Raw genomic sequence first — 15,654 nt, forward strand, 5'->3', positions numbered from 1 at the left:
GCAAATCCCCCCTTGTGGCACCAAACGCCCGGTGTCGTGCATGGCGGTCATGCCATGGTATGCGGACGGCCACGCTTCCGTCGGAGCCTGTGGATAACGTTCTGACCTGCGGTTTCAGGCGCAGACTGTGCCGGACTTCGGGACCTTGCCCGTGAGTAGGTAGCCATCCACGGCCGCCTTCACACAGCCGTTCCCGCTGCCGTACGCCCCGTGCCCCTGCCCCTGGTACGTCAGCTCGACACCGACTCCCGCCCCGAGCGCCCCCACCATCTTCCGCGCGCCCTCGTACGGCGTGGCCGGATCGCCCGTGTTGCCGATCACCAGGATCGGCGCCGAGCCCGGCGCGCTGACTTCGGGATGGCCGGCCGCGCCGGCGACGGCCCAGTCGGTGCAGGTGAGCAGGGACCAGGCGAGCCAGTCACCGAAGACGGGGGAGGCGGCCCGGAACGCGCCCTGCTTCGCCTCCACGTCCTTGGTGGTGTACCGCTCTTCGTCGTCGGCGCAGCTGATGGCGACGTTCGCCGCGGCCAGATTGCTGTACTCGCCGTTCTCGCTGCGTCCGTTCATCGAGTCGGCCAGCAGCATCAGCAGTCGGCCGTCACCGTCGTACGCCTGCTGGAGTCCCTCGGTCAGGTAGGGCCAGAGGTCCTGGGAGTACAGGGCCTGCGCGATCCCGGTGGTGGCGGCGGACTCGGTCAGGTCGCGGGGGAAGACGCCGGGGATCGGCTTGCGGTCGAGGTCGTCCAGGAGCGCCCTGATGCGGTTCTCGACGTCCTGCGCGGAGTCGCCCACCGGGCACTCCTCCGTCTTCGAGACGCAGTCCTCCGCGTAGTTGTCGAGTGCGAGCTGGAAACCCTTGGCCTGCCCGAGGCTGCTCTGCTCCGGTGTCTGCGTCGGGTCGACGACCGCGTCGAACACGGCCCGGCCCACGTTCCCGGGGAACAGGTGGGCGTAGACCCCGCCGAGTTCGGTGCCGTAGGAGATGCCGAAGTAGTGCAGCTTGTCGTCGCCGAGGACCTTGCGCATCAGGTCCAGGTCGCGTGCGGCGTCCGGGGTGCCGACGTGCGGGAGGGTCTTGCCGGAGTGGTCCTCGCAGGCTGTGTTGAAGGTCTTCGTGCTGTCCACGAGTTCCTTCCGCTCGGACGCGTCGTCCGGCGTCTGGTCCTTCTGGAAGAACTTGTCGAGTTCGTCGTCGTCCTCGCACTCGACGCCCGCGCTGCGACCCACTCCCCGTGGATCGAAGCTGACCAGGTCGTAGCGTGTGCGCAGCGTGGCGAAGTCGTCGGCGAAGGCGGGCAGCGCCTTGACGCCCGATCCGCCGGGACCGCCGAAGTTGAGGACGAGCGAGCCGATCCGCCGGTCCCGGCCGCCGCTCGACCGCGCCCGGATCAGCGCGATGCCGATCGTGTCGCCCTTGGGGTCGTCCCAGTCGAGTGGGGCCTTCATGGTCGCGCACTGCCAGGGGGTGCCGTTCGGCAGGGGCGAGGGGGCGGGGCCGCCGCCCTCGGACGCCGACGGTGCCGGGCAGTCCTTCCAGTCCAGTTCCTGCTTCGTCAGATCCTCGTCCTTGCCCCTGGCCTCGCTGCCGCAGCCCGCCGCCGACCAGGACAGCACGACTGCCACGGCGGTCAGGGTGACGGCGCGCAGCCGGAGCGACATGGGCATGCAGTCATCCTGAAGCCGTCCTGAGCAGTGCGCTCGGGGCGTGGGCCGAGCGGGTGAAAGGGCCCGATCCGCGTCCACGCGCGCGCGGACGCGGCGCACCGCCCTCCTAGTGCCGCGGCAGGCAGCGTTTGCCCCGTCGCGATGCCCGGCACGCACTCTCGGCGCACCGGGCACGAGCCCGAGTACATCCAGTACGGGGACGTGCGCCCGGCATGCCGAGAGCACGCACCGGGCGCCGCTCCTCGACGGGCAAACGTTGCCTGCCGCGGCACTAGAGGGCTCCCTTGCGTGTGAGCTGGTTGAAGGCCAGCCACCCCGGCAGCACGGGCAGCCACAGCGTCAGGAGCCGGAACAGCAGGACCGCGGGGGCCGCGACCTCCTTGGGGAGGCCGACGGCGATGAGACCGACCGTCAGCGTGGCCTCGACCGCGCCCACACCGCCGGGGGTCGGTGCCGCCGAGCCCAGCGCGTTGCCGGCGAGGAAGACGACCGCGACGCTGGCGATGCTGATCGAGGCGCTCTCGTCACCGAAGGCGCGGATCGAGGCGTCCAGGCACATCACGAAGCAGCCGGTGAGGAGCAGCATGCCGCCGATGCCGGTGACCAGCTTCTGCGGCCGCTGCAGCACGTCGAGCATGCGCGGGACGACACCGGCGAAGAGTGAGCGCACGCGCGTGACGACGAACTTCCGCAGGAACGGGATCGACGTCACCACCAGGACGAGCACCGCGACCGTCAACAGGCCCGCGATGACCGTGCGGGACGGGGACAGCGACGGTGTCTTCTCGGTTCCGGTGAGGTAGCCGAAGGCGAGCAGCATGAGGATGTGGCAGCCCAGCCCGAACAGCTGCGAGGCGCCCACACTCGCCACCGCGAGGCCCGGCCGGACCCCCGCCCGCTGCAGGAAGCGCGTGTTGAGCGCCACACCGCCCACCGCCGCCGGGGCGACGATCTTCACGAAGGACCCGGCGACCTGCGCCGCCACCGTCCGCGGGAACGGCACCCGCTCCGGTACGAACCCCAGCAGGCTCATCGCCGCGGCCACGTAGCTCAGCGCGGAGAAGAACACCGCCGCGGCGACCCAGCCCCATTCGGCGTTCCGGATGAGCGGCCCGAACTCGATGTGGGTCAGCTGGGTCAGCAGGAAGTACGCGCCGATGGCACCGGCGATGAAACTGATCAGCGTGCGCGGCCGGACCCGTTCCAGGCGGGCCGGTTCGACGGGCGCCTGCGGCCTGATGAGCAGCACCTGGTGGCGGATCTGGGTGAGCAGATCCTCCTCGCGGGCCTCTTCCACGGCCTCGTCGATCGCCCGCTTCTCCGCCCGCTGCTCGGCTCGCACGGTCTTCTTGGCGGTCTTGCCCGCCTCGGCCTCCTTGTGCTCCTCCGCGCGGGCCTGCTTGGCCAGCTGGGAGGCCTCCAGGACGGCCTCGCGCTCGCGCTCCGCCCGCTCGCGGGCCAGTCTGCGCAGCGTCGCCCGCGTGGAGCGTGACAACGCGATGGGTTGCAGCATCGGCAGGCAGTCGGCCACCGCGTCGGGGCCGAGGACGCTCACCGCCGACGCCACCGCGCGCTCGGCGCCCACCCGGAGCCCGAGCGTGGTCAGGAGCTGGGACACGTCCATGCGGAGCACAAGGTCACCGGCCGCGATCTCACCGACGCGCAGATCGGTGAGGATCACCGTGCCGGAACGATCCACCACGATCGCGTCGCCCACGAGCCTGCGGTGCGCGATACGGCGTGACTGCAGGGCCTTCACCTGGGCCCAGGTTTCGTGCAGCAGTTCGTCGGTGACCTCGTCGTCCGACAGTGAGTCCAGGGTGCGCCCGCCGGTGTGCTCGTAGACGAGCATCACCGCGTCCGGCCCCAGCTCGGAGGTCGCGATCAGCTTGGGGGCGTTGGCGCCGGCCGCGATGGCCGCGTACGCGAGCAGTGCCTCCTGCTCCAGGGCCTGGCGCAGGGACTGCAGGCTGCGGCGCGTGGTGATGCCACGCAGGGTCAGCCGCCGCCAGACGCGGTAGAAGAAGCCCTGTGCCTGCTGCTCCCGGTCGACGACGGTGACGTCGAGGGGTGGGCCGTCCTCCAGCGTCACGAAGTACCGCCGGCCCCGGTCGCCGCCTTCCGTGGTGTCCGAGGCGTCCTCGCGGGCGGCGCTCACCGGCTTGAAGCCGACCCGCCTGAGGCCCGCCATCAGGGTCCGGCCGGTAGGACGTACGTTCGGCGAGCCGACGGCGTAGAGCGTCCCGTAGGCGACCGTCCAGCCGATCAGCACCGTCAGGACGATCGAGAACGGCGTCGTGTAGCCGGCGACCAGCATGGAGAACGTGTCCAGCAGCAGCACGATCCACAGCACCGCGCGCCAGCGGGGTCTGCGGGACATGCCCACGGCGGTCATGTAGGCGATGACCGGCGCCAGGTAGCCGTGGACGGGGTCCGTGAGGGCGTGGATGTCGCCGGGGGAGGGCTGGGTGAGCGCCTCCTGGATCGAGTCCGGGGCGGTGCGGGCCACCCACAGGTCCGTCGCCAGGGTCACCCCGTGCGCCAGGACCGCCGCGAGCACACCGTCCGCGATGCGCAGTCCGTCCCGCTTGATCAGACGTTCGATCGCGAAGGCGACCGGGACCAGCAGGATCGCGATGCTCGACCCCAGCCCCGCGAGTTTGATCACCAGATCGGGTGCCTGGCCGGTGCCCTTGTTGATGTCCTGTTCGAGGCCGGCCGTGGTGCCGTGCGCGAACGCGGCGATCGCCAGCAGGACGACGATCCCGAGGATGCCGACCGACAGCCGCATGAGGTCCGAGGGGCGGTGCACGCGCGCGGGGAGCAGTGGTTCGTCGCCCTCGACCGCGTCCGAGTGCCCCTCGTCCGGACCGTCGTGGCCCTCGTCCGGACCGTCGTGGCCCTCGTCCGGGCCGTCGTGCCCTTCGTCCGGGACGTCGGAGTCCGGTCCTGCCGGCGACGTCGTGCCGTCGTGCCGGTCGTCGTGTCGGTCGTCGGGCCGGTCCTCGCGCGTCCTGGGGGAGCGCGATGTCTCCTCGGGCGCGGTGTTCGCCGGGTCCTTCGGGGCGGCGGCTCCGGCGCTCTTGTCGTCCCCGCCGGCGGTGTTCGGGCGCGACGAGGCGTCAGAGGTGCCCGCCGCGTCATCGGGGTGCACGCTCTGCTGCTTCATCGTCTCTTCTTGGTCTCGTATCACCAGTCACCGCCCGCACGATGGTGGCATGCCGGGTGGGCACACAGGGGCATCAGGGTGCAATGCGGGGGCGCACAGTCTGCCCGAAGACCGTCCTCGGAGCGAGGGACGCACGCGTCGGCCACCACGTCCCATTGTCGGTGTGGTGGGGCAGTATGGGCCGAATGAGCGAGGAGAGCCTTCCGGTGGACGCCCTGCCGGAGTACGCGGAGCGGGTCCTCGAGGTCGCCGAGCTGATCCCGCCCGGGCGGGTGATGACGTACGGGGACGTCGCCGAGTGGCTGGGGGAGGGCGGCCCGCGTCAGGTGGGCCGCGTGATGGCCCTCTACGGGGGTGCCGTGCCGTGGTGGCGGGTGGTCCGCGCGGACGGTCATCTGCTGCCCGGCCACGAGCTGAGAGCGCTGGGTCACTACCGGACGGAGGGCACGCCCCTGCGCCAGGCGAGTCGGGCCGCCGAGGGGCATGTGCCGCACATCAATATGAAACGGGCACGCTGGGACGGCGTCGAACGCATGCGCTGAGAGGGCGGCGAGCGCGCGGGTCATCACACCCGACGGCATTCCGCGCCGGACGGCCCCCGAGGCGCCCTCGTACGGGGGAAGCGGGGCACGTCGGTGGCATGCCGTACGTTCGTGGGGCGAGGGACGCGCGAGCCGCGTGAGTCGCGAGGGGGCAAGAGGAAGCAGCGCTTCCGCACCACTCGTCGGCGTAGCGTCGGCTGCACGTGTCCCCCTCACCCCGCGGCCACCGCTCTCCACGAGCAGGGGCAGGGCAACCAGCACACCCACCAGGACCGGCGAACCACGTGAGCTCCTCTTCCTCCACCAGGCGCCTGTCGCACACCCAGGTGCGACAGGGGAGCCGTGGCGCTTACCGACTGGTGCGTACCCCACCGGTCCGATCGAGTCCCCCTCGTCTGGACGCCGAACAGGCCGCCGTGGTTGACCACGAGACCGGCCCCTTGCTCGTTCTCGCAGGTCCGGGCACCGGAAAGACGACCACCCTCGTCGAGTCCGTGGCGGCCCGCGTCAACCGCGGAACCGACCCCGAGCGCGTCCTCGTACTGACCTTCAGCCGCAAGGCGGCCGTCGAGTTGCGCGACCGCATGGCGCTGCGCATGGGCGCCGCGCGCGCCCCGCGGGCCACCACGTTCCACTCGTTCTCCTACGCCCTGGTCCGTGCCCACCAGGACAGCGACCTGTTCGTCGAGCCCCTGCGCCTGCTGTCCGGCCCCGAGCAGGACGTAGCCGTCCGTGAGCTTCTCGCGGGCCAGCCCGCCCTCGAACGCCTCGGCCTCGCGCACGTGCGCTGGCCGGACGAACTGCGCGCCTGCCTCACCACGCGCGGCTTCGCCGACGAGGTCCGCGCGGTCCTCGCCCGCAGCCGTGAGCTGGGCCTGGCCCCCGCCGACCTGCGGGCCTTCGCCGACCGCATCGGCCGTCCCGACTGGCGTGCGGCCTCCGCCTTCCTCGCCGAGTACCTCGACGTCCTCGACCTGCAAGGAGTCCTCGACTACGCGGAACTCGTCCACCGCGCGGTGCTCCTCGCGGGCCGGCCCGGCGTCGCCGAGCACCTGGCCGGGCAGTACGACGCGGTCTACGTCGACGAGTACCAGGACACCGATCCGGCGCAGGTACGGCTGCTGAGGGCCCTGGCGGGCGGCGGCCGCACCCTGGTCGCCCTCGGCGACCCCGACCAGTCGATCTACACGTTCCGGGGCGCCGACGTGAACGGCATCCTGGAGTTCCCGGTCGCCTTCCCCCGCGCGGACGGCCGCCCCGCGCCGGTCGCCGTCCTCCGGACCGCCCGCCGCTCGGGTGCCGACCTGCTCGCGGCCACCCGCCTGCTCACCCAGCGCATGCCGCTCACCCGCCTCCCGGCGGAGAAGGCACGGGCCCACCGCGAACTCCGACCGGTACGGGACGGCGGCCGCGTCGACGTCTACACGTACCCCACGCCGGGCACGGAACTGGACAACATCGCGGACATCCTGCGCCGGGCCCACCTGGAGGACGGTGTCCCCTGGGGCGAGATGGCTGTCCTGGTACGCGCGGGTGCCCGCACGATCCCGTCGATGCGGCGCGCCCTCACGGCAGCGGGCGTCCCCCTGGAGATCGACGGCGACGACCTGCCGCTCCGCCACGAACCAGCCGTACAGCCCCTCCTGACGGCCCTGCGAGCGGTCGCCCGGGCGGAGCTGGCAGAGCCCGGCTCGACGTCCGCACAGGGGCCGGCGGACGCCCGGGAGGCCGAGCGGGCCGAGGAAGAGGAGAGGGTCGGGGAGACCGCGACGAGTGGGCAGCCGCAGGCGGACGACGAGTTCGACACCGGTTCGGCGGCGGAGTCTGGCGAGCCGTCCGGCGCCCCCGGGCCGGACCCGTGCTGGCTGGACACCGAGACCGCGCTCACCCTCCTCGCCTCCCCTCTCGCCGGTATGGACACCGCCGACCTGAGGCGACTGGGCCGCGCCCTGCGCGAGGAGGAGCGGGCCGGGGGCAACCCCGTACCGCCTCCCTCGGACGAGCTGCTGGCCCGCGCCCTGGCCGAACCGGAGCGCCTGGTCGCCCACGACCCCGTGTACGCGCGGGGCGCGCAACGCCTCGGCGCGCTGCTGCGCAAGGCGCGGGAGCGTCTCGCTGGCGGCGGCACGGCCGAGGAGGCCCTGTGGGACCTGTGGGACGGCACGCCGTGGCCCAGGCGTCTGGAGCGGGCCGCCCGGCGCGGCGGCGCGGCCGGACGCAACGCGGACCGGGACCTCGACGCCGTGTGCGCGCTGTTCGCCACCGCGGCCCGCGCGGAGGAACGCACCGGAGGACTCGGCGCCCTCAACTTCCTCGCGGAGATCGAGGCCGAGGACATCGCCGCCGACACGCTCACCGGACGGGCTGTGCGCCCCGACGCAGTACGCCTGATGACCGCGCACCGCTCCAAGGGTCTCCAGTGGCGCATGGTCGTGGTGGCGGGCGTCCAGGAAGGGCTCTGGCCGGACCAGCGCCGCCGTGGCTCGCTCCTGGAGGCCGACCGCATCGGCCGCGACGGCCTCGCCGAACCGCTCACGCCGGGAGCGCTGCTCGCCGAGGAGCGGCGTCTGTTCTACGTGGCCGCCACACGTGCGCGTGAGCGCCTCGTCGTCACCGCCGTGAAGGCCCCCGCCGACGACGGCGACCAGCCCTCCCGCTTCCTCGCCGAGCTCGGCGTGGAACCCAAGGACGTCACCGGCCGTCCCCGCCGTCCGCTCTCCGTGGCCGCCCTCGTGGCCGAACTGCGCGCCACGACGGTCGACCCGCGGGTGTCGGACGCGCTGCGCGAGGCCGCGGCCCTGCGACTGGCCAGGCTCGCCGCACTGAGCGACGAGGACGGTCGCCCGCTGGTGCCGTCGGCGCACCCGTACCGCTGGTGGGGCATGTTCGAGCCCACCGAGAGCAAGGTGCCGCTCAGGAACCGCGACCAGCCCGTCGTGCTGTCCGGCAGCGCCCTCGACCAGCTCGCCAACACGTGCGCCCTGCAGTGGTTCCTGGGCCGAGAGGTGAAGGCCGACGCTCCCGCGACCGCCGCCCAGGGCTTCGGCAACGTCGTGCACGTGCTGGCGGACGAGGTCGCCTCCGGACGCACCCCCGCCGACCTCGACGTCCTCATGGAGCGCCTCGACTCCGTGTGGAACGCGCTCGCCTTCGACGCCCCCTGGAAGTCGGACCAGGAGAAGCAGCACGCGCGCGTGGCGCTCGAACGCTTCCTGGCCTGGCACGTCGACTCGAACGGGATGCGGGCCGGACGCACCCCGGTGGCCAGCGAGCAGGACTTCGACGTGACCCTGGAGGCGGGCGACTACGAGGTGCGCATCCGGGGATCCATGGACCGCGTGGAGACCGACGCCGAGGGCCGCGCCTACGTGGTCGACTTCAAGACCGGCAAGCAGGCGCCGACCGCCGCCGAGGTCGAACGGCACCCGCAGCTCGCCGTCTACCAGCTCGCGGTCCGCGAGGGGGCCGTCGACGAGCCCTTCGGCGGAACACGGCCCGAACCGGGCGGCGCCGAACTCGTCCAGCTGCGGCAGGGCGCGGCCAAGAAGAACGGCGGTGAGACGCTTCCCAGGGTGCAGGCCCAGGCCCCCCTGGAGGGCGACTGGGTCGGCGGACTCCTCGCCAACGCCGCCGGCAAGGTCCTGGACGAACGCTTCTCCCCGACCGCCGGACAACACTGCGCACACTGCGCCTTCCGGGCGTCCTGCAGTGCCCGCCCGGAGGGCCGCCACGTGGTCGAGTGACCGGCGTGACCCACAGCACCACCTGTGCTGACCAGCGCTTCTCCCCGCCCGGACAGTGATCCGGCGTCCGCTGTCAGTGGTCGCCGCTAGCCTCTCTGGGGTGTCAGCCCGTATCACTGATCCCGAGCAGCTCAAGGAGCTCCTGGGCATCCCCTTCACCCCGGAGCAGACGGCCTGCATCATCGCGCCGCCCGCCCCGCAGGTGATCGTGGCCGGAGCCGGCTCGGGCAAGACCACGGTGATGGCCGCGCGCGTGGTCTGGCTGGTCGGCACCGGACAAGTCGCACCCGAACAGGTGCTCGGCCTGACTTTCACCAACAAGGCGGCCGGCGAACTCGCCGAGCGGGTGCGCAAGGCCCTGGTCAAGGCCGGCATCACCGACCCCGACGTGATCGACCCCGACAACCCGCCGGGCGAGCCCGTCATCTCCACGTACCACGCCTTCGCGGGCCGCCTCCTCACCGACCACGGGCTGCGCATCGGCCTGGAGCCCACCTCCCGTCTCCTCGCCGACGCCACCCGCTACCAGCTCGCCGCGCGCGTGCTCCGCGAGTCCCCCGGTCCCTACCCGGCGCTCACCCGCTCCTTCCCCGACCTCGTCAGCGACCTCCTCGCACTCGACTCCGAACTCGCCGAGCACCTCGTACGCCCCGAGGAACTGCGTGCCTACGACGCGGAGCTGCTGCGCGACCTGGAGAGCGCCAAGCTCTCCAACGCGGACCTCCGCAAGGTCCCCGAGGCGGCCGCCGCCCGCCGGGAACTCGCGGAGCTGGTCGGCCGCTACCGGGCCGCCAAGCGCGAACGGGACCTCCTCGACTTCGGGGACCAGATCGCCCTGTCGGCCGGTCTCGGTCGACTGCCCGAGGTCGGCCGCCTGCTGCGGGACGAGTTCCGGGTGGTCCTCCTCGACGAGTACCAGGACACCTCCGTGGCCCAACGCGTCCTGCTCGCGGGCCTGTTCGGAGGCGGCACCGGCCACCCCGTGACCGCCGTCGGCGACCCCTGCCAGGCCATCTACGGCTGGCGCGGTGCCTCCGTCGCCAACCTCGACGACTTCCCCGAGCACTTCGCCCACTCCGACGGCCGCCCCGCGACCCGCCAGGCCCTCAGCGAGAACCGCCGCAGCGGCGGCCGCCTCCTCGACCTCGCCAACGGTCTCGCCGAACCCCTGCGCGCGATGCACGCGGGCGTGGAGGCCCTCAGGCCCGCCCCCGGAGCCGAGCGCGACGGCATGGTCCGCTGCGCCCTGCTGCCGACCCACGCCGAGGAACTCGACTGGATCGCCGACTCGATCGCCCACCTCGTCCGCACCGGCAAGGAACCGGGCGAGATCGCGGTCCTGTGCCGTACCGCCACCGACTTCGCCGACATCCAGGGCGCACTCGTCGCCCGTGACATCCCGGTCGAGGTCGTCGGCCTCTCCGGACTGCTCCACCTCCCCGAGGTGGCCGACCTCGTCGCCGTCTGCGAGGTCCTCCAGGACCCGGGCGCCAACGCCTCCCTGGTCCGTCTGCTCACCGGCCCGCGCTGGCGCATCGGCCCCCGCGACCTCGCCCTCCTGGGACGCCGGGCCCGGCTTCTCGTGTCGCACGCGCGCGTGGGCGCCGACGACGACCCGGACCGCCGGCTCGCCGCCGCCGTCGAAGGCGTCGACCCGGCCGAGGTGATCTCGCTGGCCGACGCGCTCGACACGTTCCTCGAACTGCCCCTCGAAGCCGAGGGCGAGGACGACGGGCTGCCCTTCTCGCCGGACGCGCGCATACGGTTCGCCCGCCTCGCCGCCGAACTGCGCGACCTGCGCCGCTCCCTCGCCGACCCGCTCATGGACGTCCTCCACCGGGTGCTCGCCGTCACCGGCCTCGAAGTCGAACTCTCCGCCTCACCGCACGCGCTCGCCGCCCGTCGCCGCGAGACGCTCTCCAACTTCCTCGACATCGCCGCCTCCTTCGCCGCCAACAGCGACGGCGAGGCCACCCTGCTCGCCTTCCTCGGCTTCCTGCGCACGGCCGCCCAGTACGAGAAGGGCCTCGACAACGCCCTCCCGGGCGGCGAGAACACCGTCAAGGTGCTCACCGCCCACAAGTCCAAAGGGCTGGAGTGGGACGTCGTCGCCGTTCCCGGCCTGGTCACCGGGACCTTCCCCAGCACCCAGGGCCGCGAGAAGTGGACCGCCCAGGGCAGGGTCCTGCCGCACGAACTGCGCGGCGACGCCGACACCCTCCCCGACGTGGAGGCCTGGGACTCGCGCGGCCTGAAGGCCTTCCACGAGGCCATGAAGGACCACCAGCACACCGAGGAACTCCGCCTCGGCTACGTGACGTTCACCCGGCCCCGCTCCCTGCTCCTCGGCTCCGGCCACTGGTGGGGCCCCACCCAGAAGCGCCCCCGAGGCCCCTCCGACTTCCTGACCGCCCTGTACGACCACTGCGCCGCCGGGTTCGGCGAGATCGAGGTCTGGGCCGACGCACCCGAGGAGGGCGCGGAGAACCCCGCCCTGCACGAGGCGTCCGCCGACCACGCCTGGCCCCTGCCGCTGGACGGCACGGCCCTGGCCCGCCGACGCGCGGCCGCCGAGACCGTACTCGCCCACCTGGAGCGCTCCTCCGCCTCCGACGACACCCACCCGGACGACCCGTACGCCCACGAGGACCCGGACTGGCCGCCCCCGCCGGACGACGAGTACCTGGACGGCGGCCACCCCGACCGCGTCCCCGAGGACATCCCGGAGGAGGACCTTCCCGAGGAGGACGCCGCCGACTGGGACTCCTGGACCACGAACCGCACCGCCGGGACCCCGACCCGACCCCCCGCCCACGGCGCCCGCACGCCCTCGGTGCCCCACGCCCGCAGACACCCCGCCGAGGACGACCTGACGCCCGAGGAGGCCCGCACCGTAGCCTCCTGGGACCGCGACCTCGACGCCCTCACCGGAGAGCTCCTGCGGGCCCGCGCCAAGGTCACCGACGTGCCCCTGCCGACGTCGCTGACCGCGTCGCAGCTGGTGCGCCTGGCCGCCGACCCCGACGGTTTCGCCCAGGAACTCGCCCGCCCCATGCCGCGCCCGCCCCAGCCCGCCGCGCGCCGCGGCACCCGCTTCCACGCCTGGGTCGAGGCCCGCTTCGAGGAACTCCGGCTGCCCATGCTGGAGCCGGAGGACCTGCCCGGCAGCGAGGCCGAGATCGCCGACGAACGGGACCTGGAGGCACTGAAGGAAGCCTTCGAGCGCACCCCTTACGCCCACCGCACCCCGTACCGCGTCGAGACGCCCTTCCAACTCGCGATCGCCGGACGCGTCGTACGGGGCCGCATCGACGCCGTGTACCGGGACACCGACGGCGACGGGACGACGACGTACGAGATCGTCGACTGGAAGACCAGCCGCGCCCGCACCGCCGACCCCCTCCAGCTCGCGCTGTACCGCCTCGCCTGGGCCGAGCAGCGGGGCGTGCCCCTGGAGTCAGTGGGGGCCGCTTTCCTGTACGTACGAACGGGAGACGTCGTCCGGCCGGAGAACCTGCCCGACCGGCGGGCGCTGGAACGGCTGCTCCTCGACGAGCCGGACCCGGACGCCCCCGCCCGGCCGGAGGAGGCGCTCAGGGCGTCCGGGGACGAACCGCCGGACGAGTACGCCGGTGCGGGCCGATAGTCTCGTGAGCATGAGCGAGACCCCGGACAGCGCCGTCCGTACGTACATCGAGAACCACCGTGCCGCCTTCCTCGACGACCTCGTGGAATGGCTGCGCATCCCGTCGGTGTCGGCGCAGCCCGAGCACGCCACGGACGTACGCCGCAGCGCCGACTGGCTGGCCGCCAAACTCCGGGAGACCGGCTTCCCCGTCGCCGAGGTCTGGGAGACACCGGGCGCCCCCGCCGTCTTCGCCGAGTGGCCCTCCGAGGACCCCGACGCCCCCACCGTCCTGGTCTACGGCCACCACGACGTGCAGCCCGCCGCCCGTGAGGACGGCTGGCACACCGAGCCGTTCGAGCCCGTCGTCCGGGGCAACCGCCTCCACGCGCGCGGGGCGGCCGACGACAAGGGGCAGGTGTTCTTCCACACACTCGGCGTCCGCGCCCACCTCGCCACCACCGGCCGCAGTGCCCCCGCCGTCCACCTCAAGATGCTCGTCGAGGGCGAGGAGGAGTCCGGCTCCCCGCACTTCCGGGCCCTCGTCGAGGAGAACGCCGAGCGGCTCGCCGCCGACGCGGTGGTCGTCTCCGACACCGGCATGTGGTCCGAGGACACCCCCACCGTGTGCACCGGCATGCGCGGCCTCGCCGAGTGCGAGATCCGGCTGTACGGCCCCGACCAGGACATCCACTCCGGCTCCTTCGGCGGCGCCGTCCCCAACCCGGCCACCGAGGTCGCCCGCCTGGTCGCCGCCCTGCACGACGAGCACGCGCGCGTGGCGATCCCCGGCTTCTACGACGGCATCGTCGAACTCAGCGACCACGAACGCGAACTCTTCGCCGAACTGCCCTTCGACGAGGAGCGGTGGCTGCGCACGGCCCGGTCGACGGCCGCCCACGGAGAAGCCGGACACACCACCCTGGAACGCGTCTGGGCCCGCCCGACCGCCGAGGTCAACGGCATCGGCGGCGGCTACCAGGGCGCCGGCAGCAAGACGATCATCCCCGCCTCGGCGATGGTGAAGCTGTCCTTCCGGCTGGTCGCGGGCCAGGACCCGGACCACATCGCCAAGGCCGTCACTGCCTGGGCCGCCGAACGACTGCCCGCGGGCATCCGCCACGAGATCACCTTCAGCGGCGCCACCCGCCCCTGTCTGACCCCGCTGGACCACCCGGCCCTGCGATCCCTGGTGCGCGCCATGGGCCGGGCCTTCCAGCAGCCGATCCGCTACACCCGCGAGGGCGGTTCCGGCCCCGCCGCCGACCTCCAGGAGGTCCTCGACGCCCCGGTGCTCTTCCTGGGCATCTCCGTCCCCTCCGACGGCTGGCACGCCCCCGACGAGAAGGTCGAACTGGACCTGCTCCTCAAAGGCGTCGAGACCAGCGCCTACCTCTGGAGCGAGCTGGCTGCGAGCTCCCGCGAGGCACACTGAAGAAGCCCCACACCGCCCCGCACCCCGGCGCACCCGCCCGCCGTACGCCCTGCCCGAACACCCGCCCGAACCCGACCGTTTCACCGGGGGAGTTGGAAGCACCCGTGACGACCTGGACCGACCACACCGCCGATCGACCCATCGCGCTCACCGCCCCGAGCGGCATCGACCGGGCGGCCCACCACCGCCTCGACGAGGCCTGGCTCGCGGCGGCCTGGAGCCACCCCACCACCCGCTGCTTCGTGGTCTCCGGCGGTCAGGTCCTCATCGACGAGACGCCGGACGGCACCACCGAACTCGTCATGACCCCGTCCTTCGAGGCACCCCTCACCGAGGCGCACCGCTACTTCCTGGGCACCGACGCCGACGGTGTGAGGTACTTCGCACTGCAGAAGGACTCGCTCCCCGGACGCATGGACCAGTCGGCCCGCCCGGCCGGCCTGCGTGAGGCGGGCATGCTGCTGTCGCCGCGCGACACCGGACTCATGGTGCACGCGGTCGGTCTGGAGAACTGGCAGCGCACCCACCGCTTCTGCTCCCGCTGCGGCGAGCGCACGGTCATCGCGGCGGCCGGTCACATCCGCCGCTGCCCGGCCTGCGGCGGCGAGCACTACCCGCGGACCGACCCCGCGGTGATCATGGGTGTCACGGACGACGCCGACCGCCTCCTCCTCGGCCGTCAGCTGCACTGGCCCGAGGGCCGCTTCTCGACCCTCGCGGGCTTCGTGGAGCCCGGTGAGTCCATCGAGCAGGCCGTGCGCCGGGAGGTCCACGAGGAGGTCGGCATCACCGTCGGCCAGGTCGAGTACATCGCCAGCCAGCCGTGGCCCTTCCCCTCCAGCCTCATGCTCGGCTTCATGGCCCGCGCCACCTCCACCGACATCGACGTGGACGGCGACGAGATCCACGAGGCCCGCTGGTTCTCCCGGGAAGAGCTGCGGGCCGCGTTCGAGTCCGGGGAGGTGCTGGCTCCCTCAGGCATCTCGATCGCGGCCCGGCTGATCGAACGCTGGTACGGCAAGACCCTGCCGACCCGGGGGCACACCGGCTAGGGGCGCGACCGGACGGGGGCTCCCGCGACTACGCCCCTATCTTCTGCCTGACCTGCGCCAGCGAGGGGTTGGTGAGGGTCGAACCGTCCGGGAAGAGGACGGTGGGAACGGTCTGGTTCCCGCCGTTCGCCTTCTCGACGAACGCCGCGGACTCCGGGTCCTGCTCGATGTTGATCTCGGTGTACGTGATGCCCTCGCGGTCCATCTGGCTCTTCAGTCGACGGCAGTAGCCGCACCACGTGGTGCTGTACATCGTCACAGTGCCCGCCATGTCCCTGGCGCTCCTTCACGGTATGAGGGGTGCTCGTAGCAGTGGGTGGAACGTACGCGACGGGTCCGTCATTCCCCGCAGGAGGGTGGCGTCCACCACCACGCCCCACGCAAGTCCCCCGGGACACACGGGAAACGTGCCGCATTAGTACG

At 72.7% G+C, this 15,654-nt stretch carries 8 protein-coding genes; 5 read left to right on the top strand and 3 right to left on the bottom strand.

The window, feature by feature from the left end:
- Window positions 1-114: 114 nt before the first annotated feature.
- Window positions 115-1,665 carry an alpha/beta hydrolase gene (locus GSY65_RS24760; protein ID WP_159772677.1) on the bottom strand — a complete coding sequence of 517 codons (1,551 nt, stop codon included), beginning with the start codon at window positions 1,663-1,665 and terminating at the stop codon, window positions 115-117.
- Between the two features lie 271 nt (window positions 1,666-1,936).
- Window positions 1,937-4,834 (bottom strand): lysylphosphatidylglycerol synthase transmembrane domain-containing protein, encoded by a 2,898-nt coding sequence (locus GSY65_RS24765; RefSeq protein ID WP_159772680.1) that lies wholly within the window; start codon window positions 4,832-4,834, stop codon window positions 1,937-1,939.
- 185 nt (window positions 4,835-5,019) lie between these two features.
- Here GSY65_RS24765 and GSY65_RS24770 point away from each other — a divergent pair, with 185 nt between their 5' ends.
- The 5 genes from GSY65_RS24770 (at window position 5,020) to nudC (ending at window position 15,231) form a co-directional block, all read left to right on the top strand.
- Complete coding sequence (locus GSY65_RS24770) at window positions 5,020-5,376, top strand: MGMT family protein (protein WP_328707514.1); 357 nt, start codon at window positions 5,020-5,022, stop codon at window positions 5,374-5,376.
- A gap of 284 nt (window positions 5,377-5,660) precedes the next feature.
- Window positions 5,661-9,119 (top strand): ATP-dependent helicase, encoded by a 3,459-nt coding sequence (locus GSY65_RS24775; RefSeq protein ID WP_159772686.1) that lies wholly within the window; start codon window positions 5,661-5,663, stop codon window positions 9,117-9,119.
- 100 nt (window positions 9,120-9,219) lie between these two features.
- Complete coding sequence (locus GSY65_RS24780; protein ID WP_159772689.1) at window positions 9,220-12,765, top strand: ATP-dependent helicase; 3,546 nt, start codon at window positions 9,220-9,222, stop codon at window positions 12,763-12,765.
- A 10-nt stretch (window positions 12,766-12,775) separates the two neighbouring features.
- Window positions 12,776-14,179, top strand: coding sequence for a dipeptidase (locus GSY65_RS24785; protein ID WP_159772692.1), 1,404 nt, complete (start codon window positions 12,776-12,778; stop codon window positions 14,177-14,179).
- A 104-nt stretch (window positions 14,180-14,283) separates the two neighbouring features.
- Complete coding sequence (gene nudC, locus GSY65_RS24790; protein WP_201452664.1) at window positions 14,284-15,231, top strand: NAD(+) diphosphatase; 948 nt, start codon at window positions 14,284-14,286, stop codon at window positions 15,229-15,231.
- Window positions 15,232-15,259: 28 nt separating this feature from the next.
- On the opposite strand, the gene GSY65_RS24795 is transcribed toward nudC, so the two are convergent.
- Window positions 15,260-15,502 (bottom strand): mycoredoxin, encoded by a 243-nt coding sequence (locus tag GSY65_RS24795; RefSeq protein ID WP_159772695.1) that lies wholly within the window; start codon window positions 15,500-15,502, stop codon window positions 15,260-15,262.
- Between the last annotated feature and the right edge of the window lie 152 nt (window positions 15,503-15,654).

The sequence above is a fragment of the Streptomyces sp. HM190 genome (assembly GCF_009857135.1).
GTDB lineage: Bacteria > Actinomycetota > Actinomycetes > Streptomycetales > Streptomycetaceae > Streptomyces > Streptomyces heilongjiangensis.